Origin of the sequence: uncultured Flavobacterium sp. (assembly GCF_963975005.1) — a bacterium.
Classification (GTDB): domain Bacteria; phylum Bacteroidota; class Bacteroidia; order Flavobacteriales; family Flavobacteriaceae; genus Flavobacterium.
Map to the genome: position 1 here is coordinate 1 of NZ_CAXBFR010000049.1, position 19286 is coordinate 19286.

Sequence of the window (19286 nt, forward strand, 5' to 3'; positions counted from 1 at the left end):
AGATTAATGACCCTAAAATATCGACAAATGATTAAAGTAAATTCAATCTTTTCATTAATTCTGGTCTATTTGCTCTACTTACTGGAATTACATCTTTTGCGATAAGAACACTATTGTCTTCAATATCAATAATTTTTTTGGTATTGATAATGAAAGAACGATGTACTTTTAAAAATAAATCATTTGGCAATTTATCTTCAATTTTTTTAAAGTAGAATGAACAGTTTAGGTTTTGAAATAATTGCTGTATTCTAAACTTATCTGCTTTAACAATTGGTAATTGATTGTCAATAATCACCTTAGTGTTTTCTGGAATAAGAATTATTTTAATACAATTAGTAATTACATCATTTAAATCGATTGATTCATTTATTGTATCTTCAGTATCCACTTTTGAATAGGTTAAAATTCCATGAATTAAATGGTCCATTTTTTCAACTTTTCCTTCAATCATGTTAAGATATTGCAAGGTTTCATCACTAAACTCTTTTTCGTTATCTTCTTTTATCCAAGTAATTAACGAATGAATACTTCTTAAAGGAGATTTTAAATCATGAGAAACAATTTGAGCGTATTCGTTAAGCTGTTCGTTTTGTTTTTCTAATCGTTTTAAAAGTTGTTCTTTTTGAATTTCTAAGTTTCTTTGGTCTGATATATCTAAATGTATACCTATAGAACCTATTAATTTGCCAATTAAATCATAATTTGGAGCTCCACTTATTAGCCAATATTTTGTTTTATTTTCTTTAGTTTGAATAGCTATTTCAAATGAATCTGAAATTCCACTTTCTCTAACCAAACTTTTTTCTTTAATTATATTAACATCTTTTGGATCTAACAATAATTCCGCAGCTTTTTTGCCCAATAAATCAAATAAAGAAAATCCACTCATATTACAAAAAGATTGATTGGCAAACAAAATCACATCATTATTATCCACTTCAAGTAAGCCCAAATTCATGTTCGCTAAAATGTTGCTGTATTTTTGTTTTTCTAATTCTAAACTTTCTTTGTAATGTTTTTGAATAGTTACATCATCATAACTCCATAGATGACCTGCATATTTTCCTTCCTTATAAATAGGCAAAAAACTCCTTGCAAAAACCCTACCATCTACCAATTCAATTTCTTCGGCAATTATTTTTTCTTTTCTTAATAAAATTTCATCAATTCTAACGCTAAATTCATCTGAATTTTTAAAAAAAAGCTTGGTGTCATTGGCAGCAATTTCACAATCAACTCCTTTCATTAGTTCAGGTTCTATAGGAATCTTAAACATAGAACAGAACTTTTTATTGACTACAACAATTTTTCTGTTTTCATCTTCTAGCAAAACTCCTGATTGAAGGTTTTCTATAAGTGAATTTAGTTTGTTTTCTGATTCTATAATTTTTTGATTATATGCTTTCTCAAGTGTAATATCTTCTTCAATGGCAAAATATTTAATTACTTGACCGTTGGAGTCTAAAAGTGCTTGGCCTTGGATACGAACCCAATATTTATTTTTATTTTTTTTATAATTTAAAATTTCAACATTAAAAGGTAATCCATTTTTTATCTGCTTAGATAAATACATGATGGATTCACTATCAGTTTCTGCACCCTGTAACATTATACCAGGATTTCTGCCTACTAATTCTTCTCTGTCATAACCTGTAAGATTTAAGAAGCTACCATTTACCCATTCAATAAAACCATTTTTATTACAAATTACAACAGCATTTATGTTTTTATCGGCAATTGAAGATAAAATAGATAACTTTTCTTCACTTTCTTTTTCTATGGAAATATCTTCTATAATAGCAAAATATTGGATTAATTTACCATCTTTATCAAAAACTGGTTGTCCATTTATATTTGACCAAAATGGTTTCTCATTTTTATGTCCATGAAATCCTTTAACATCAAACGTTTGTCCGTTAAAGAAAGTAGTAATCATTTTATTAAGTTCTACCTTATTAGACAGTTCGCATAATCCAACTTCTATAGGTGTTTTGCCTATGATTTCCTCTAAAGTATATTCCGTTAAATCTAAATATGCTTGATTACACCAAAATATGATTCCATCTGGTTGTGTAAAAACAACACCATTTTTATTGGCACTTGCAACAATGGAAAGTTTGTTTAATTCTTCCTTATCTTTTTTAAGTTTTTTTCTTTGAGAATTTACTGTTGCTAATAATTCTTTTAATTCAGAATTATTAATCTCTTGGTTTTTTAAAACGTGTAGTAAATCTAAAAGTGGGTCAAAAATGGCAAAATCATGAAGTGTTAATTTTTTTTCTATGACATTTTCCATAGATTGAAACCAAGGATTTCCAATAAACAAATAATAGCCATTGTGAAGATTGATTTGTCCTCTTAATGAAACAGTTTTGTCTGACAATGATTCAAAAACAATTAATTCATCTATAGTTTCTTTGAAATTTTGAGATGAAAGATGTTCGATTTTTGGTCTCTTAATAGCAAAAACTTCAATAAAAAGGAAAGATGTTATTAAAACTAGTAACATCAAAACTGAATTGAAAATCTTGCATTTTTTACCAACTTACTTTAAAAATTTCGTGATCATCTCCTAAATCTCTTGTTTGTAAAAGTTCAATTGTGGTTGGTGTTTTAAACATTTTGACTAAACCTTGGATTAAACCTCTTACAAATTCTTGTAAACCTTCTCTTTTAGAAAAGTAATATAAGTTAAGACTATTTTGTGAAACTTCACTAACCTTAAATTCTGGTGGTGTTAATTTTGGATAAATAAGCATTACTCTATTATGAAATAATGGTAAGTTTTCTAAAAATTCTTTTAGTGAAGAACCACCAGATTCCATTAAACCACCATGTCTTTCGTTTGTTGTTTTAATAACCCACCATTCCCCAAAAGCAATTAAGACATCTTCTAGAGTCATATTCATTTCATCCGAAACTGCTGTTGCTAATTTGAATGTAATATCGTCGTCATAAGCTTCACTACTGATAAAAAAATCTTCTTCTATTCCACTTCTTTCTAGAATAGCTTCCCATTTTTCTTCGCCAAAGTTGGCAATAACTAAATCTTGAATGGCTTTATTTATTATTCCGTACATTTATTGAGAAATTAATTCATTTGTACTCCAATAATCTAATAATTTTTTTATTCTATCAACGTAATCCTCGTATTTTAAAGGTTTTAAAACATAACCTGCAACACCAATTTTATAACATTCCATCATATCTTTATGATTACTAGATGTTGATAAAATGATGGCGGGAATGTATTTTAAAACTTCATCCTTCTTTAAAATTGTAAGAAACTCAATTCCGTTAAGTTTGGGCATGTTTAAATCTAGGAGAATAATATCAGGAATTATTTCTTTTACTTTAAGAATATCTAATGCGTCTTCTCCATTATTAGCTTCTATTATTTTATGATTTAATTCAAGTTTTTTTAAAACTCTATTAAATTTCATTACTTCAATAGCATCATCTTCTATTAAGAGAATGTTTAAAGATTTTGTCATGTTTTATGCATTTTATCCTACATCAAAAGTGCTTTTAAAATGCAGTTTTTGATTTTCTTTTCGCTAAGCATGATTTAAGCGTAGACGAATGGTAGAAAAGTGTAGATGAACAAACTTTATTACATATAACCTAAAATCTCCTTCTTTAAGGTATCATATTCCCCTTGCATTATTAAACCATTGTCCAATAAACGCTTATAATTTTGAAGCTTCTCAAATAATTCATCTTGAGAAAATTCGCTTAATTTTCTTTCATTCGAAGTAGAATTACTTTTTGGTTCCTCATACGTTTCATAAGTAGATGTAGATGGAACTATTTCTGCAAAATGCGTTACTTCTTCTGTAATCACTTCTTCAATTATTTCTTCTTGTGGAAATTCTTCAACTTTAATTTCTTCTGCAATATAAGGGTCGACTATTGGGTTTTTTAAAAGATCCAATTGTTCTTTTGAATAAGTATATAGTTTTCTTGCTTGATTTTTAGGCAAGTAATCAATATTAAGCGTTAAATCAGATTTAGTATTGAAGGTGAATTCAGCTCCAAGAATTCCTTCTTTTACAAAAGTTCCGGCAACATCATTCCAATCATAATCAATAAATTCCATTGACAAACCTAAATTTTTCGGCTTACAAATTATTATTCTCTTGTTGGTAACCACTACGCTATCAGGAAAAACAGTCAAAGCTGGTTTTTTTTGAACAGCTATATAACCAACTTCTTCATTAGACATTAAAAGATTTTCTAATTTTAAAGTAATCTTTTCAATCGCTTTTGGATCTTGGTCTTCGTTTAATATATTTTTTAAATTCTCAATCATATAAAAAAATTTAGAAGTATAAGAGGTTATTAGTTTTTAAGGTTTTGTAGTTATTTGAATGCAAATGTAATGCCTAATTTTCTATATTTTCTATTTCAGTTTTGATTTTTTTAGTTAGGCTGCTAAAAACCAATTCGTAAGAATGATTTATTAAATGCAATACCTTTCTATCAGGCACATCATCGTTAATGGTTACAGTATTCCAATGTATTTTACTCATGTGCCAACCCGGATTTATCCCTTCAAAATTATCCCTTAATTCTAAGGCAACTTTTGGGTCACATTTTAAATTTATAGCTGGAGATTCTTTTTCCCACTTAGATAACGAAGTTAAAGCAAACATTTTTCCACCAACTTTAAAAACTAAAGTATCTTCATCAAAAGGAAAATGTTCTGTCACTCCTCTTTTGGATAAACAGAATTCATAAAGTTGTTGAATATTCATTGGTTAACTGGCAATTATGAGATTGTACTTCTAATTTACAAGATTTGTCCAAAAGTTAACAAAGTTCCATTTGGATCAACGATTGCAAATTCTTTTTGCTTCCAAGGTTTTGTTTCTAATTTTCCATTCGGATGAATTTTAACTTCTAAATCTTGTACCTTTTTATAATATTTTTCAATTTCAGAATCAACGCGCAAATAAATCATAAAATCTGATTTTTCTGGAATTAATGTTGGAAATGAAAAGAAATGCAATTCTACTTTATTGCTTTTCAAAAGCAAATAATCACCATAATCAGAAAGCATTGAAAAACCTAATTTAGCATAAAAATTGATGGTTTTCTGCTTGTCAATAAAAGGCAACTTTGGAATAACAGAAGTTAACATATCTTATACAAAATGGGTTTACTTGGACTTGCATCATTTTCAAACGAAGCGAATTGTAAATTTAATAAATACTTACCATCTTTTACTTTTTCTTCAACGTAAATTAATTCGGTAATGGTGCAATTCATTCTTGCATCATCGTTCAAATTATTCACATCTTTTAAATTCCAAAAGGCTTTGTGAGACAATAATTTTCCTTCATCATGTTCTTTATCTACACTTGGTAAATCAATTAATAAATGTTGAATTCCTTTTTCTCTAATAAAAATAGCAGCTTCTTCAGCTAAATAGGCTGGATTAGTGTTAGAATATTTTAAATGTTTTTTAGTTTTAGCGTTTGGAAGAGTTCTGATGATGATGGCTTCAGGTATATTTTCATTTAAAGCTTTTTCAATTTGATTTTTTGTGATAATTAAATCTTCTCCGATTTTTTCAGGTTGAACTGAAATAACTTCAGCTAAAAAGAAAAACTGTTTCAAACATTGATTAATGCTGTAAAAATCTCGTGTAATATGTCCTAAACATTCTGTGTGTGTTCCGTGTGCATGAGGATTAAAGAAAATATTATTGAAATTGGTAGATGATTTTCCTTCAGAAACTTTTCCTATCCAATCGTCCATTTTTACAGGTTCGATTTCTGGTTTTCCTTGATACCAAGCAATTGGATTATCACCGTTGTTGGTTAGAGGAATTGATATATCAATGGGTTTTGATAGGTCGAATTGTAAGTTATTTATTGTTGCTTTCATTTATGCTGAACTCGTTTCAGCATCTTTTCATGCTAAAACTATATATTTTGTTAAACTCGTTTCAGCATCTTTCCAACAAACCGAGGCTTGTTAAAAAGACACATTTATTTATAATTCCAAATATAAATCTTTTAATTCGGGATTTAAAACTTTTGCTAAATTCCATTTCCATTCTTTATGCCAATTTTTTAATTGTTTTTCTCTTAAAAAAGCATCTCTGTAATTATCATATTCTTCAAAATATATCAAAATTGTAGCATTATATTTTTTTGTAAAATCAGCTCCAATTCGTTCTTTATGACATTCAATTCTATATTTTAAATCTTTAGTAGCACCAACGTATAAAACAGAATGATTTTTATTTGTCATTATGTAAACATATCCTTTAATCATATTTTGCTTTCTTACGTTTAACTGTTGCTTAAACTAGTTCATGAAACTCTCGTTGATATTCAACAGATGCTGAAATTAATTCATAATGCTCTCGTTAAAATTCAACAGATGCTGAAATTAATTCAGCATGAATAAGTCTGATGCAATTCCATCACATAAAAACTTTCCTTTTTTAGTTGTTTTTAGAATATTATTTTCAATTTCCAACAAACCATCATTGATAAATCTTTGACATTGTGTGTTTAAATAATTTAGAAATTCTTGTCCAAATTCTGATTCGATTCGTTCTAAAGAAACTCCCCAAATTGTTCGTAAACCAGTCATAATATATTCGTTATAACTGTCTTCTTTGGTTAGTTTTTCTGAAGTTAATGGCAACTTATTTTCTTGAATAGATTTGATGTACAATGTATTATTTGCAATATTCCAACTTCTTGAAGTTCCGTTGAAACTATGAGCTGAAGGACCAATTCCGATGTATTTTTTTCCTAGCCAATAACTCGAATTGTTTTTTGAAAAATAATTTTCCTTTCCGAAATTTGATAATTCGTAATGAATGAATCCGTTTTCTTGAAGCGTTTCGACTAAAATATGAAAATGTTCTTGAGCCACTTCATCATTTGGTTCTTTGATGATTCCTTTTTTGATGAAAGTTTCTAAAGCTGTTTTAGGCTCAACCGTTAATGCATAGCTCGAAATATGAGGAATATTATAGGAAAGTGCTTTTTCAATATTTTGCTTCCATTTTTCGTTACTCATTCCTGGAATTCCGTAAATTAAATCTAAAGAAATATTATCAAAGTATTTGGTTGCAATTTTCAAACAATTTGAAGCTTCATTGGAATTGTGAGCACGATTCATCATTTGTAAATCATCTTCAAAAAAAGATTGAATTCCGATAGAAAGTCGATTTACTCTATTTTTAGATAATTCAACAATTCGTTCTTCTATTAAATCATCTGGATTTGCTTCAACCGTAATTTCAGGATTTTCAACAACTTTATAATTTTTATAAACTTCATCAATTAAGAATTTTATATCTTCAATTGACAATATACTTGGCGTTCCACCACCAAAATAAATGGTTTCAACTACTTCATTTTGAAACTCATTTTTACGCAATTCAATTTCTTTTGCCAATGCAGTAATCATTTCATCTTTCTTCTTTAAACTAGTAGAAAAATGAAAGTCGCAATAATGACATGCTTGCTTGCAAAAAGGTATGTGAATATAGATTCCGCTCATTTTTGAGTGTTCAGTGGTCAGTTTTTAGTGTTCAGTAGAATTCGTTTAAAAATAAAATTATTGTTTTTTCATACCAAATTTTTCAGGATTTAAAATCATATAATTGATTAATTTGCCGATTTCAATACTATTATTTGTTAATTCAAGAAATCTGTCGTTATTTATATATTTACAAGCTAAAGCATACTCTAACCAGCCTTGTGTTTCAGAGTTTTCAGAATCTGCATCAGTAAGTTTACTATGAAAATGTTTAGGATATTCTCTTTTTCTATAAGCTTCGGAAATTGTTATTGTTACACTCCTCGAACTTCTTCTAATTTGATCCGTTAAAGAATACATTTCTTCTTTAGGGAAACTCTTTGTAAGTTCAAAAATATTCATAGCTAAATCAAATCCTTTCTTATACGCTAATAAATCTTGAAATTTCATATATACTTATTTTTCTGAACACTAAAACCTGAACACTGAACACTTATTTCTTAACTCTATCTTCATTTTGTTTCACAAAAGCGTCCCAACCCGTATAACTTTTTTCTCCTACTGTTTTTCCTGAATTAAAAAAATGACAAACTGCTGCTGCTAATCCGTCTGTTGAATCTAGATTTTTGGGTAAGGTTTTTAAGCCTAATAATTGTTGCAACATTTTAGCCACTTGTTCTTTGCTGGCATTTCCACTTCCGGTGATGGCCATTTTTATTTTTTTGGGTTCGTATTCTGTAATGGGAATATCTCTTGAAAGTCCAGCTGCCATAGCTACTCCTTGTGCTCTTCCTAACTTTAACATGGATTGCACATTTTTACCAAAGAAAGGTGCTTCAATAGCAATTTCATCTGGATGATAGGTTTCTATTAGTTCAATAGTTCTTTCAAAAATAATTTTTAGTTTTTGATAATGGTTGTCATATTTGGACAATTGCAATTCGTTTAGTTGCAAGAATTCCATTTTTTTGTTGACTATTTTTATCAATCCAAATCCCATGATGGTTGTTCCTGGATCAATTCCTAATATGATTCTTTCGTTAGACATTAGTGTTCAGTGTTCAGTATTTAGTTGGCAGTTAACTATTGAAAAAACAATCCTAATTCTTTTTCAAATTGACTACTTTTGCAACAATGATTGCTATTTCTCACAAAGCTAAACAATTCTTTTTGGTTACTATCAAACTTTTGATTGTAAGTGGAGCAATTTATTATGTCTATTGGCATTTTAGTGGTGATAAAAAAATTGATTTCAATCAGATAAAAGGTTATTTGGATTTAAAAGTTCTTTTGATTTTAACTGCTTTTTCAAGTATGAATTGGATTTTAGAAATTTTTAAATGGAGACATTTAGTTTCGTCTTTTAAAGAAATTTCTTTTTTTGAAGCTATGGAACAAAGTTTAGGTTCTTTAACTGCATCGATTTTTACACCAAACCGAATTGGTGAATATGGCGCAAAAGCGTTATACTTCCCAAAAGAAAACACTAAACAAATTGTGCTTTTGAATTTTATTGGCAATAGCAGTCAAATGTTTATTACTACTCTTTTTGGTTTAATTGGGATTTTAATTACTGATTTTAAGTTTGAAATTTTTGATTGGATTTTAGCTTTCACAGTAATTGTTATCATTTTTTCACCTTTGTTATATTTTGCTAGAAATATTGAAATTTATGGCTTTTCAATAAGAACGATAATTTCTTACTCTTCTGATTTTCACATAAACAATCTTTGGTTTTCTGCGATAAGATACTTGGTTTTTTCTTTTCAATTCATGTTTTTACTTTCTGTTTTCCTCATAAAAATGGACTTTGCTACTGCAATGGGAACCATTTTTACCATGTATTTTTTGGCTTCTATAATTCCGAGTATTCATTTTATGGATGTTGCTATAAAAGGAAGTGTGGCTTTGTTTTTATTTGGACAACTAAATGTTGAAGATTGGAAAATAGCTGCTATAATTTCGATTATGTGGATCTTTAATTTAGTTTTACCTTTGCTTGTCGGAAGTGTTTTTGTGTTGAACTACAAACCTTTGCGAAAATGATTTTAGTACTGTCTTATTTTATATTATTGATTTATGTGCTTTTTATAGGTGCATTTATTTATGGTTTTTTTAAAAGTGAAAAAGTACAAATTAAGCATTTTGATGCAAAAACTAGTTTTACTATTGTGGTTCCTTTTAGAAATGAAAAGGGGCATTTGCCAAAACTTTTAATGTCACTTTCTTTTTTAGATTATCCTAAGAAACTGTTTGAAGTGATTTTGGTGGATGATGAATCTGAGGAAGTGTTGAGTGCTCAGTATTCAGTGTTCAGTTTGAAAATCATTCAAAACGAACGAAAAACTAATTCTCCAAAGAAAGATGCTATAAATACTGCGATTGTAGTTGCAAAAAATGATTGGATCATTACAACTGATGCTGATTGTTTGGTGCAAAAAGATTGGTTAAAATCAATTGATAATTTCATTCAAACTGAAAATAAAAAAATGGTTGCTGCTGGAGTTTGTTATTTACCAAAGGATGGATTTCTTAATCAATTTCAGAATTTAGATTTTTTGAGTTTACAAGGTGTCACGATTGGAAGTTTTGGAATCAACAAGCCGTTTATGTGCAATGGTGCTAATTTCGCTTATGAAAGAGCATTTTTTAATGAACTAAATGGTTTTGAAGGAAACTCAGATATTGCAAGTGGTGATGATGTTTTTTTATTGCAAAAAGCTTTACAGTTTAATTCGAAAAGTGTTGGATTTTGCACTGCTAAAGAAAGTATTGTAGCTACAAAAAGTGTTTCGAGTTGGAAGGAATTGTTTTTTCAGCGTGTACGTTGGGCAAGCAAATCTAGTGCTTATGTAGATTGGTTTTCGAAGAGTTTGGCACTTGTCGTTTTCTTGACGAATTTGTTTTTTGTTGTAGGTTGTATGTTGTGTGTTGTAGGTTTATTTCGTTATGAAAATCTCCTTTTTTATTTTGGAATTAAGTTTTTGGTGGATTTTATTATGATAATGAAATCGGCTAATTTCTTTAATCAACGTGTTCGATTTGTTTTGATTTGCAGTTTGGTTTATCCTTTTTTTACTAGTGCTGTGGCTTTGTATTCTTTGTTTGGAAAGTATTCTTGGAAAGGCAGGAGTTTTAAAAAATAGTGCTCAGTGTTCAGTAATTAGTTGGCAGTTTTAAATGGTTTAAGATGAAAACGGATTTCATAGCCCTGATAGCAATGGAAAGCCTTTTGTGAAAGAATGCTATTTTTTGTTGTTATAAAAAAGCGACCTAAGAAGCTCTTTTTATGACTTACAAAAAAAGTATTGTTTGCAAAAGCTTGTAATGGATAGCAGGGAACAGCTTCTAAAAAAACTACTTTTTCTTAATAATTACAGGTAAAATAAATTGGGTTTTAACTTTTACACCTCTTTTACTTGCCGGTTCGATTGGTGGGAAATTAGCTAGTTTGTCTTGAATTATACTATCAATTTCTTTCAAATCATAGCCTAAACTGTCTTTTGAATTTTGGGTTTCAAAAATGGTTGTTTTATCAGGAAAAACCGTTATTTTTACTTGAATGGTATCAATATTCGGGTACAACATTTGAATGGAATCTACGCTAATTTTTTGCTGAATTTCTTGTGACAGATACTTGAAAAAACATTGTTTTTGTGCTTCTTTATTTTGCATAGTATCGCAAGCGTAAACGGATGGATATTCGTCTACTTCGCTCCAATTTATCTTTTGAAGTTCTTGTTGCAATAATTCGGTTTCATCTGGTACTTTTTTATCAAAAAGCTGACAGGAAGATATGATTAATAAAATAATGACACTGAATCTTTTCATATTTGATAATAATTATCAAAAATAAGGTTTTTTATTTTTAATGAAATTAATAAACATAAAAAAAACCGTCTTGTTAATAAAAGGAGACGGTTTTTAAGTTTTTATTGTTTTATTGGCTCAATTGTAGGAGGAGGAGGAGGCGCAATTCTAAACATTATGGGTTGAGCATAAGAAACTTTAACAGGTTTACCTTCATAAATTCCTGGTTTAAATTTTGGCAACAACTCTATTATTCTTCTTGCTTCAGCTTGAATAATTTCTGAGCCTTCTTTTCCTTTTGTTTGAACATCTATTACTTTACCATCTTTATCAATATTAAAAAGAACAATTGTTCTTCCTTCAATATTTTTAGAAAGAGCATCTTTGGGGTACTTAAAATTTTTACCAATATGTTCGTTCATGGCTTTCATAAAACATTCTTTGGCTTCTTCTCCTTTATTTGAAGAACAATTATCAAATTGTGGAATTTGCTCAATTGTTGCAAAAGGAATTTCTTTAGAATCTTTTACTTCTTTACTTGTTTTTTCTTGGGCAATTGCTGTAGTGGAAAACAACATTAAAGACAAGACTGTCATAGGAACAACTACTAAATACTTGATCATTCCTGCTTTTTTGGACTTTGATTTTTGTAACATAACTAAACGTTTTTTGATTAAGGATTGATTGTAAAAATTATTGGTTAATGAAATGGAGTTCACCTCAAAAATTTGACATATAAGCGTTTCATAATAACTGCTTTTATTTTCGGAAATACTGTTTGAATCGGCTTCAAATTCATGGATTTCAACTATTCTTTTTTGATAGATATAAATCATTGGGTTAAACCAAAATACAATCTTTAAAATTTCTAAAAACAATAAATCTAAAGAATGCAGTTGTTTTTGATGTACTTTTTCATGCTTAATTAATACCCTTAGATTCTGGTTTTCCCTACCTATAAAAATATAATTTAAAAAGGAAAATGCTTGATTTGAATTCTCCATTCTGTATACTTTTGCATTCTCTAAAACTTCAATAGTAGCTTGTTGTTTTATTTTAAAAATTTTAATCAATTTGACTATGAAAAATGTAAGAAATAGTAAAAATCCAATTCCATAAACAAAATTCAAACTCGTTAGAAAAGAAATATTTGTAGATTGATTTTCTACTAAACTATTATTAGTCAATACAATTTCCTTCAATTGAAAAATATAGTGTTGCTTAACATATCCTTCTATTGGAATTTTTATCAAAGGAATTAAAAGGGATAAAACTGTACTTCCTAAAAGATAAAATCGATTGGCTTTAAAAAAGGTCTCTTTCTTGAAAAAAAATTCAAAAATTACTAAAAAAAGCAATTGCAAAAAAATTGTTTGTAAACTATACATTAAAAATTCATTCATCTTCTTTATGTTTAATTTCTTTAATAATTTGTTCAATATCCGCTAAATCAACATCATTCTTCTTAACGAAAAAAGAAACCATATCTTTAAATGAACCTTGAAAATAATTTTCTACTAATTTATTTATAGATGAGTTACTGTATTCATTTTTCTTTAGAATTGGAAGATAAATATAACCTTTCCCTTCTTGCTTATGATTCACAAAACCTTTAGTTTCAAGTATTCTTATGATGGTAGAAACTGTATTATAAGCAGGTTTTGGTTCAGGAAATTTATCTATTATGTCTTTGACATTAGATTCTTTTAAATCCCACAAAACATGCATTATTTCTTCTTCGGCTTTGGTAAGTTGTTTCATTTTATGCTGAATTTATTTCAGTATCATTATAATAATATACTAGTGTTTTATGAACTAAGTTTTTAGTTTGATAATTCAAATGTAAACTAAATATTTAGTTTAAACTAATTTTTTAGTTGAATATTTTACAAAAAAAGCATCAACACAGAATTGATGCTTTTAAAATCTATCTTTTATTGACCTAAAGAAAACTTTATTATATAATCTGAAACAAGTATTCGCCCTACTTTGTCATTAAGCAAACCGGGTTTGAATTTAGTTTGAAATTTATCGGTTGTGCGTAACTTACTGAAACTAGTTTGCCACTATTTATTGCAGGTTTAAATCTTGGAAGTAATTTAATTATCCTAACTGCTTCAGACTCTAACAACTCACATCCTTGTGGGGCATGAGTTTTTATATTCGTTACATCTCCATCTTTATTAATAACAAATAAAATGGTTACTGTTCCTTGTATGTTTTTTTTGGCAGCTTGTTTTGGATATCTAAAATTTGAAATAATATGTTAATTCATAGCTTAATAAAAACAATCCCTAGATTCTTTACCCCAACTTTTTTCACAATTATCGAATTGAGGTATATTATCAATAACCGCAAAAGGAACATCGATTTCTTTGTTTAACTCTTCAACATCTTTAGTTTGAGCAAAAAAACAACTAGTATTTAAAGCTATAACCAACAACACATATATATTTTTTCTCATTTTTATTTTAATTTAAAAACAATAGGTTGGGCATAAGAAACACTTACAGGCGAACCTTTTTGCATTCCTGGTTTGAATTTTGGAAGCAATTTTATAATTCTTTCAGCTTCAGCTGCTAATAATTCGCACCCCACTGGTGCTTTTGTTTTAATATTTATAATATCACCTTGATAATTTATCACAAACATAACCGTCACTCTTCCCTGAATATTCTTTTTTGCCGCTTTTCTTGGGTATTTAAAGTTTTGAGCAATATGATTATTCATTTCTTGCATAAAACAGTTTTTCCCTTCGCTTCTTTCTACATTAATGCAATTTGGAAACATAGGAATTTCTTCTAATACTACAAAAGGAACATCTATACTTTCTTCTTCTTGAGAAAAACAAGTTAGGGCTGTTAAAAAACAAATTAAAACAAGTACGTTTCTTTTAAAAATTAATTTCATAATCATTTATTTTTTTCTTCTTATCACTTTTTGATGTTATAGTTTCTAGTCTAAATGTAATTGGCAAACTATAAGAAACAGAGACATTTTTACCTTTATGAATTGCTGGTTAAATATAGTATCTAATTTTTTATTTTTCTTCTAAAACAAAAACTATAGGAGTTGCATAAGACACATTTACCAATCTTCCCTTAAATTTTGCTGGTTTAAATTTTGGCAATAAATTTATTACTCTAAGAGCTTCTTTTTCCATCAATTCTTTCAGTTCTACATCTTCAGTTTTTATAAGATTTCTTGTGCGAATATTTGTAACTAAACCGCTTTTGTCAATTACAAATAAGAAAAATATTTTACCTTCAATTTTTTGCTTTCTTGCTTTTTTAGGATATTTAAGATTATCAACAATAAAATTATTTAAGGTTTCGTTAAAGCATTTTTTTGCTTCTTGACCTAAAGTATCTTTACAAGTTAAAAATTGAGGTATTTCGTCTAAAACCGCAAACGGCATATCTACATCTACATCATCAAATACAACAGATGGTTCTGATACAATTATTGCTTGTGGAGCAGGTATATTGTCGTTATCTTTAATTCTTGTAACTTGACTTGTTACTATTGAAGTAAAAAATAAAACAGAAAAAATAAATAACTTTGTTTTCATTTTTACAAATTAGGTAATAAAACAAATATATACTTTTTTTGTAATAAAATAAATCAATTCTACTATGGAATATGTTTTGCTTATTTTTGGTTTAATCTTAATCCTTTTTGGAATTGTGGGAAGCATTTTACCTGCTTTACCTGGTGCACCTATCAGTTGGGTTGGTCTATTACTAATTTATTTAATTCCAAACATTAAAACTAATTATTGGATTTTAGGAATCACATTAGTCCTAACAATTATAATTGCGGTTTTAGATTATATATTACCTTCAAAAGGAACAAAACATTTTGGAGGTACAAAATATGGAATTTGGGGAACAAATATTGGATTGATTGTTGGGTTGTTTTTTCCACCATTCGGCTTTGTAATTGGTCCTTTTTTGGGCGCTTTTGCCGGAGAACTTACCTATAACTCAAAAGATACTAAAGGTGCTTTTAAAGCTGCTGTAGGTTCATTTTTAGGTTTATTAGCTTCAACTTTTATGAAAGTACTATTTTGTTTGTTGTTGCTTGGAATTTACCTTGTAGTATTCTTTTCAAATTTGGAAGTCTGGTTTTAAACAAAAAACCACCTAAAATTTTCATTTCAGATGGTTTTTCAAAACTTAACTTAATCTAAATTCTTAATTCACAATTAGCTTGCGCTTGACAACTAATTTCTTTTGTGTTTCTATTTCTAAGAAGTAAATGCCTGAATTTAACGATGACAAATCTATTGATTTACTAACTTCATTGACTTTACTCAATCGAATTACTTGTTTTCCTAACATATCAACCACGCTTACTGTTGCTATAACTTCATTTGTGTTTTCTAGTGAAATTGTAACTTGATTTTTAGCTGGATTTGGATACATTGTAATGTTATTTTCATTAAATGTATTGACTCCTAAAGCAGCAACAAACTCCGTTGTAAATGTATTAGTAACAATCGCTGGATTATAATCAAAATAAATATTGGCAGTATTTGGAATAATATCTCCTATAGCATATCCTAGTTTTGGTTTTACTTTAAAAGTGACATATCCTTTACCCGTGTCTGTATTAACAACTGAAGGTGGTAATTGAATATTATCAAAATACCATTTTAAGCTTGTTCCCATACGTTCTAAAGTATATTCATGACTTGCATCTAACATTCGAATTGAACTCTCATCAAGTTTAGCATCAAGTAAGTCTTCAATTCTGACATTTACAGCACTTGCTGTTCCTGTATTTTCAAATCGAATCGTATAAATTAAATAATCGTTTGACGTAAATGAACTATGTAATATTTGATTTCCTCTCGATTCCATTTTATCGTTTGGATCATAAGATCCTATAATAATTTGGGAATTATTATTTACATTATTCAACAAATTAATATCTCCTGAAGTTGGTGAAATATTTACCGAATTAGTCAATAATTGACCTAATTGAACCGACGGAATTGTTGGAACTTGCATTGTTACATCCATACTTCTAATTTCAAAAGGCAATAAATTGATATAATCATAAGTAAATCCAGAAGCTGTTGGAATGGTTCCTGATTGTGTATTATTAGTAATGACAACATTAGCGTCTTTCGTATAAGTTACTGTTCCACTTGCAACTGTTTGACTACCTAAATTAGCATAAACTACTTTGTTCTTATATGTAAAACCTGGTCTTGGTTGTTGCAAAGGAACGATATAAGTAGCAACGTCATTATAGGGTTGTGTAACTGTAACAGGAAAATTATACGTTTGTAATCCTGCACCAGCAATTATTGTCAAATCTTGGTAACTTGAGGTTGTTACGTTATAATAAGCAGCATATTCTGGCAAAACAGCATAGGATAAATCATAACTATTAGCAGCATTATCATCATAAATATTATATTCTCCAAAAGGTGAAGTTACATTTATATTATTTCCATTATTGTTTAATTGGTAAGTAAATGTCCCTAAAGGAAAATTAATTTCTCCAATGTCTTGATTTCCATTACCATTTAAATCTAAAAATGCATTCATGTTTAAACCTGAACAATCTAAAGCAGCACTACTTCCTGCAGTTTGATTTATTTTAATAAAACCTGGCTGAGCACTAAAATTTGTAACCATAATTAAATAGTATTGTCCAGCAATAGCATTTGGAATGGTTAATGTTTCAGTTGCACTTGCAGAATAGCTACAATTTACAATATTATTCATTGGCACATTACAAGCATTACTTAATGAAGTAAAAGGGCCATAACAAATATAATCAACATCTAAATTTGAGGTTGAAAAATTAATATCTGAACTCTGCTGAATTAAGAATTGTAAATTTCCTGATGAACTTACTGGCAAATAAAACCATGTTGGATTTGGTTGAGAACCTAAACAACCATAATTGTTTCCTGGCTCTGCAGTTATTCCTTGAAAAGTGTTTACAAAAGGTTGTCCTAAAGCATTACAAAGCGAATTCGCTGCCGAACATGTATAAGCATTATTACAAAGAGCAAAAGCTTTAAGATTTATTTGAAAAATTGTCTCACAAGTAGAATTTGTATAAAAAGCTCTTGCAAAAACAAAAGTACTTACAGGCTGTAATCCCGAACTATAAACCGTTGGGTTTGTAATTGGATTAACATTATTTACGGCATTACTTTGAGATGTATAATAAGTAACAGAAGTAGGGTTATTCATATTTAAAGCAGCTTCTGTTAGATCAAAAATTACTTGCCCATTAGAATCATCATCACACTCGTTTAATGTTGCAATTGATGTGTTAGTGTTTATTACTACAGTTTGTGGACTTATGTTAAAAATTCTTAATTGATAATTTGATGGATTAACATTTTCTTCTACTCTAACATAAATAGCTTGATTAGCATTTACACAATAATTAGATGGATTTGTTATTGCATTAGTATTTGATGCTGCACCAGAAGAAGTCAAGTGATATGAAACAGAATGAGCTGATGGGTTTAGGTTTCCTAAAACAGGAAGAGTATTTTGTGTCAAGTCAAAACAAGCAGAACCACTTACTAAACAAGAAGTAAGATCCGAAGGTTGACCTACTTGCAAACATTGTGTAGTTTGAAAGGTAAATGCACTCCAAGAACTTTGTTCTGTAGCAGAACAAATAGATCTTATTTCATAGGTGATTGTGCTCCCACATTGTAAGCCTGTTAAAACATATGGGTTTACTGTAACAGTTGTCGCAGGAACAACACTTACTCCATTCATGCTAGCTTTAATTTCCCATTGTGTTGCTGTACCCGTTTCAGACCAACCTAAAACAGCAGAATTATTGGTAATATTTGTAGCTATTAAGTTTGTTGGTGTAGGACAGTTAGGGTTATTGCAAGATTGAGAAAGCAAAGTTATAGTTGAAACGGAAAAACATCCCGACTGAATGTTCTGAACCGAATAAAAAAGAGTTTGTGGATTTGAAGACGCAGTAAACAGAGAGTTTGCTATTTGGTTTGTTCCATTATTAGCATCCGCTTGTGATAAATAATATGAAATCTGTTGACTATTTGGATTAGATTGGTTTGAGTTCCAAATTATTTGTGAGGCAGTATTTAAATCGAATATTGCATTAGTTGTACCATTATTATAACATTCTGTAATCGTTTGTGGTGTTGCGATTGGTTTTGGATTAACTATCAAATCATAAATCACAACTTGATATACATTAGTTACTGTATTTAAGTATCTGGCATAAATAGTTTGAGGGTTTAAAAGATTAGTATATGTTGACGAAAGAGGATTTGTTCCGTTAGCTGCATCAATTTGAGTTTCATGATGAGTAACTACAATGTTTTGGGAAGTTCCCATAATTTCATATGAAATCTCTTGCATGAAAAATTGTGCAAAACCATCATTATTATCATCACAGACATTATTGAACTGTGTTGGCTGATAAGGACCTTGAGCAAAAATTCCTGTAAAGGCAAATAAAAATAATAAGAGTAGTGTTTTTTTCATAAGAATAAGATATTGAATTATAAATCTATAAAATTCATTTGATTTTTTATATTGTGAATTAGAATTTGTTTGTTTTGAATTAGAATTTGATTATGTTTTTTTTAAAACAGGACGCAATATACTAATTTTTAAATATTTGTATGATAATTTAAAAAAAATAAACCTGAGTAAGGAAAAACAAAGGAAAAACTTATAAAAAAGGTCATTCTGTAGTTCTGAAATTGATTTCAAATACAGAAACTCTTTTAAAAACAAAAAAGCCATTCCGAATTAACGGAAAAGCTTTTCATCGGTTTAACTACTAAACCAGGTCAACGTTACAAAGGTTGACCAAACAACACAACTAATCTTTGATACTTATTTTGGGCAAAAAAGCGATTCATTTCTGAATCGCTCTTCCCAATTTTAGCGGTCTGGACGGGACTCGAACCCGCGACCCCCTGCGTGACAGGCAGGTAT

General features: G+C 29.0%; 21 protein-coding genes. 3 read left to right on the top strand and 18 right to left on the bottom strand.

Features of this window, described 5'->3' with window-relative positions:
• Positions 1 to 31 precede the first annotated feature (31 nt).
• The 11 genes from AACZ53_RS07650 to ruvC all read right to left on the bottom strand — a co-directional run bounded on the left by AACZ53_RS07650 (position 32) and on the right by ruvC (position 8560).
• Positions 32 to 2512 (bottom strand): PAS domain-containing protein, encoded by a 2481-nt coding sequence (locus tag AACZ53_RS07650; protein ID WP_339836638.1) that lies wholly within the window; start codon positions 2510 to 2512, stop codon positions 32 to 34.
• Between the two features lie 28 nt (positions 2513 to 2540).
• Entirely contained in the window at positions 2541 to 3083 is a 543-nt protein-coding gene (locus AACZ53_RS07655; protein ID WP_339836641.1) for a heme NO-binding domain-containing protein, read from the bottom strand.
• Positions 3084 to 3497 (bottom strand): response regulator, encoded by a 414-nt coding sequence (locus AACZ53_RS07660; RefSeq protein WP_339836645.1) that lies wholly within the window; start codon positions 3495 to 3497, stop codon positions 3084 to 3086.
• A 119-nt stretch (positions 3498 to 3616) separates the two neighbouring features.
• A complete protein-coding gene (locus AACZ53_RS07665) occupies positions 3617 to 4315 on the bottom strand; it encodes a PH domain-containing protein (RefSeq protein WP_339836648.1) in 699 nt (232 codons plus the stop codon).
• A 73-nt stretch (positions 4316 to 4388) separates the two neighbouring features.
• The gene (locus tag AACZ53_RS07670) at positions 4389 to 4760 is read right to left on the bottom strand and encodes an MmcQ/YjbR family DNA-binding protein (protein ID WP_339836651.1); all 372 of its coding nucleotides are present in this window, start codon (positions 4758 to 4760) and stop codon (positions 4389 to 4391) included.
• A gap of 35 nt (positions 4761 to 4795) precedes the next feature.
• The gene (locus AACZ53_RS07675) at positions 4796 to 5146 is read right to left on the bottom strand and encodes a VOC family protein (RefSeq protein ID WP_339836654.1); all 351 of its coding nucleotides are present in this window, start codon (positions 5144 to 5146) and stop codon (positions 4796 to 4798) included.
• A complete protein-coding gene (locus AACZ53_RS07680) occupies positions 5140 to 5895 on the bottom strand; it encodes a cyclase family protein (protein WP_339836657.1) in 756 nt (251 codons plus the stop codon). Before AACZ53_RS07680 ends, AACZ53_RS07675 begins: the two co-directional genes overlap by 7 nt.
• A gap of 108 nt (positions 5896 to 6003) precedes the next feature.
• Positions 6004 to 6288 (bottom strand): GIY-YIG nuclease family protein, encoded by a 285-nt coding sequence (locus tag AACZ53_RS07685; RefSeq protein WP_339836659.1) that lies wholly within the window; start codon positions 6286 to 6288, stop codon positions 6004 to 6006.
• A gap of 117 nt (positions 6289 to 6405) precedes the next feature.
• The gene (gene hemW, locus AACZ53_RS07690; protein ID WP_339836661.1) at positions 6406 to 7533 is read right to left on the bottom strand and encodes a radical SAM family heme chaperone HemW; all 1128 of its coding nucleotides are present in this window, start codon (positions 7531 to 7533) and stop codon (positions 6406 to 6408) included.
• A gap of 57 nt (positions 7534 to 7590) precedes the next feature.
• Positions 7591 to 7962 carry a four helix bundle protein gene (locus AACZ53_RS07695; RefSeq protein ID WP_339836664.1) on the bottom strand — a complete coding sequence of 124 codons (372 nt, stop codon included), beginning with the start codon at positions 7960 to 7962 and terminating at the stop codon, positions 7591 to 7593.
• Positions 7963 to 8005: 43 nt separating this feature from the next.
• Positions 8006 to 8560, bottom strand: coding sequence for a crossover junction endodeoxyribonuclease RuvC (gene ruvC / locus AACZ53_RS07700; protein WP_339836667.1), 555 nt, complete (start codon positions 8558 to 8560; stop codon positions 8006 to 8008).
• 68 nt (positions 8561 to 8628) lie between these two features.
• Between ruvC and AACZ53_RS07705 the strand changes: the two genes are divergently transcribed.
• Positions 8629 to 9558: a hypothetical protein gene (locus tag AACZ53_RS07705; RefSeq protein WP_339836669.1), complete on the top strand. Its 930-nt coding sequence runs from the start codon at positions 8629 to 8631 to the stop codon at positions 9556 to 9558.
• Positions 9555 to 10658 carry a glycosyltransferase gene (locus AACZ53_RS07710; protein ID WP_339836672.1) on the top strand — a complete coding sequence of 368 codons (1104 nt, stop codon included), beginning with the start codon at positions 9555 to 9557 and terminating at the stop codon, positions 10656 to 10658. Before AACZ53_RS07705 ends, AACZ53_RS07710 begins: the two co-directional genes overlap by 4 nt.
• Positions 10659 to 10869: 211 nt before the next feature.
• On the opposite strand, the gene AACZ53_RS07715 is transcribed toward AACZ53_RS07710, so the two are convergent.
• The 6 genes from AACZ53_RS07715 to AACZ53_RS07740 form a co-directional block, all read right to left on the bottom strand.
• A complete protein-coding gene (locus AACZ53_RS07715) occupies positions 10870 to 11343 on the bottom strand; it encodes a hypothetical protein (protein WP_339836675.1) in 474 nt (157 codons plus the stop codon).
• 101 nt (positions 11344 to 11444) lie between these two features.
• A complete protein-coding gene (locus AACZ53_RS07720) occupies positions 11445 to 12725 on the bottom strand; it encodes a M56 family metallopeptidase (protein WP_339836677.1) in 1281 nt (426 codons plus the stop codon).
• Complete coding sequence (locus AACZ53_RS07725; protein ID WP_339836680.1) at positions 12718 to 13083, bottom strand: BlaI/MecI/CopY family transcriptional regulator; 366 nt, start codon at positions 13081 to 13083, stop codon at positions 12718 to 12720. The genes AACZ53_RS07720 and AACZ53_RS07725 overlap by 8 nt, the downstream gene beginning before the upstream one ends.
• Before the next feature lie 517 nt (positions 13084 to 13600).
• Positions 13601 to 13786 (bottom strand): hypothetical protein, encoded by a 186-nt coding sequence (locus AACZ53_RS07730; RefSeq protein WP_339836682.1) that lies wholly within the window; start codon positions 13784 to 13786, stop codon positions 13601 to 13603.
• 2 nt (positions 13787 to 13788) lie between these two features.
• A complete protein-coding gene (locus AACZ53_RS07735) occupies positions 13789 to 14232 on the bottom strand; it encodes an energy transducer TonB (RefSeq protein ID WP_339836684.1) in 444 nt (147 codons plus the stop codon).
• 130 nt (positions 14233 to 14362) lie between these two features.
• Positions 14363 to 14893, bottom strand: coding sequence for an energy transducer TonB (locus AACZ53_RS07740; RefSeq protein ID WP_339836686.1), 531 nt, complete (start codon positions 14891 to 14893; stop codon positions 14363 to 14365).
• Between the two features lie 64 nt (positions 14894 to 14957).
• Here AACZ53_RS07740 and AACZ53_RS07745 point away from each other — a divergent pair, with 64 nt between their 5' ends.
• The gene (locus tag AACZ53_RS07745; protein ID WP_339836688.1) at positions 14958 to 15455 is read left to right on the top strand and encodes a DUF456 domain-containing protein; all 498 of its coding nucleotides are present in this window, start codon (positions 14958 to 14960) and stop codon (positions 15453 to 15455) included.
• Positions 15456 to 15518: 63 nt separating this feature from the next.
• On the opposite strand, the gene AACZ53_RS07750 is transcribed toward AACZ53_RS07745, so the two are convergent.
• Positions 15519 to 18827: a T9SS type A sorting domain-containing protein gene (locus AACZ53_RS07750; protein ID WP_339836690.1), complete on the bottom strand. Its 3309-nt coding sequence runs from the start codon at positions 18825 to 18827 to the stop codon at positions 15519 to 15521.
• Positions 18828 to 19286: the final 459 nt, after the last annotated feature.

Coding starts and splice junctions, on each gene's coding strand:
- AACZ53_RS07650 (WP_339836638.1), bottom strand. CDS start 2,512: ATGTTACTAGTTTTAATAACATCTTTCCTTTTTATTGAAGTTTTTGCT.
- AACZ53_RS07655 (WP_339836641.1), bottom strand. CDS start 3,083: ATGTACGGAATAATAAATAAAGCCATTCAAGATTTAGTTATTGCCAAC.
- AACZ53_RS07660 (WP_339836645.1), bottom strand. CDS start 3,497: ATGACAAAATCTTTAAACATTCTCTTAATAGAAGATGATGCTATTGAA.
- AACZ53_RS07665 (WP_339836648.1), bottom strand. CDS start 4,315: ATGATTGAGAATTTAAAAAATATATTAAACGAAGACCAAGATCCAAAA.
- AACZ53_RS07670 (WP_339836651.1), bottom strand. CDS start 4,760: ATGAATATTCAACAACTTTATGAATTCTGTTTATCCAAAAGAGGAGTG.
- AACZ53_RS07675 (WP_339836654.1), bottom strand. CDS start 5,146: ATGTTAACTTCTGTTATTCCAAAGTTGCCTTTTATTGACAAGCAGAAA.
- AACZ53_RS07680 (WP_339836657.1), bottom strand. CDS start 5,895: ATGAAAGCAACAATAAATAACTTACAATTCGACCTATCAAAACCCATT.
- AACZ53_RS07685 (WP_339836659.1), bottom strand. CDS start 6,288: ATGATTAAAGGATATGTTTACATAATGACAAATAAAAATCATTCTGTT.
- hemW (WP_339836661.1), bottom strand. CDS start 7,533: ATGAGCGGAATCTATATTCACATACCTTTTTGCAAGCAAGCATGTCAT.
- AACZ53_RS07695 (WP_339836664.1), bottom strand. CDS start 7,962: ATGAAATTTCAAGATTTATTAGCGTATAAGAAAGGATTTGATTTAGCT.
- ruvC (WP_339836667.1), bottom strand. CDS start 8,560: ATGTCTAACGAAAGAATCATATTAGGAATTGATCCAGGAACAACCATC.
- AACZ53_RS07710 (WP_339836672.1), top strand. CDS start 9,555: ATGATTTTAGTACTGTCTTATTTTATATTATTGATTTATGTGCTTTTT.
- AACZ53_RS07715 (WP_339836675.1), bottom strand. CDS start 11,343: ATGAAAAGATTCAGTGTCATTATTTTATTAATCATATCTTCCTGTCAG.
- AACZ53_RS07720 (WP_339836677.1), bottom strand. CDS start 12,725: ATGAATGAATTTTTAATGTATAGTTTACAAACAATTTTTTTGCAATTG.
- AACZ53_RS07725 (WP_339836680.1), bottom strand. CDS start 13,083: ATGAAACAACTTACCAAAGCCGAAGAAGAAATAATGCATGTTTTGTGG.
- AACZ53_RS07730 (WP_339836682.1), bottom strand. CDS start 13,786: ATGAGAAAAAATATATATGTGTTGTTGGTTATAGCTTTAAATACTAGT.
- AACZ53_RS07735 (WP_339836684.1), bottom strand. CDS start 14,232: ATGAAATTAATTTTTAAAAGAAACGTACTTGTTTTAATTTGTTTTTTA.
- AACZ53_RS07740 (WP_339836686.1), bottom strand. CDS start 14,893: ATGAAAACAAAGTTATTTATTTTTTCTGTTTTATTTTTTACTTCAATA.
- AACZ53_RS07745 (WP_339836688.1), top strand. CDS start 14,958: ATGGAATATGTTTTGCTTATTTTTGGTTTAATCTTAATCCTTTTTGGA.
- AACZ53_RS07750 (WP_339836690.1), bottom strand. CDS start 18,827: ATGAAAAAAACACTACTCTTATTATTTTTATTTGCCTTTACAGGAATT.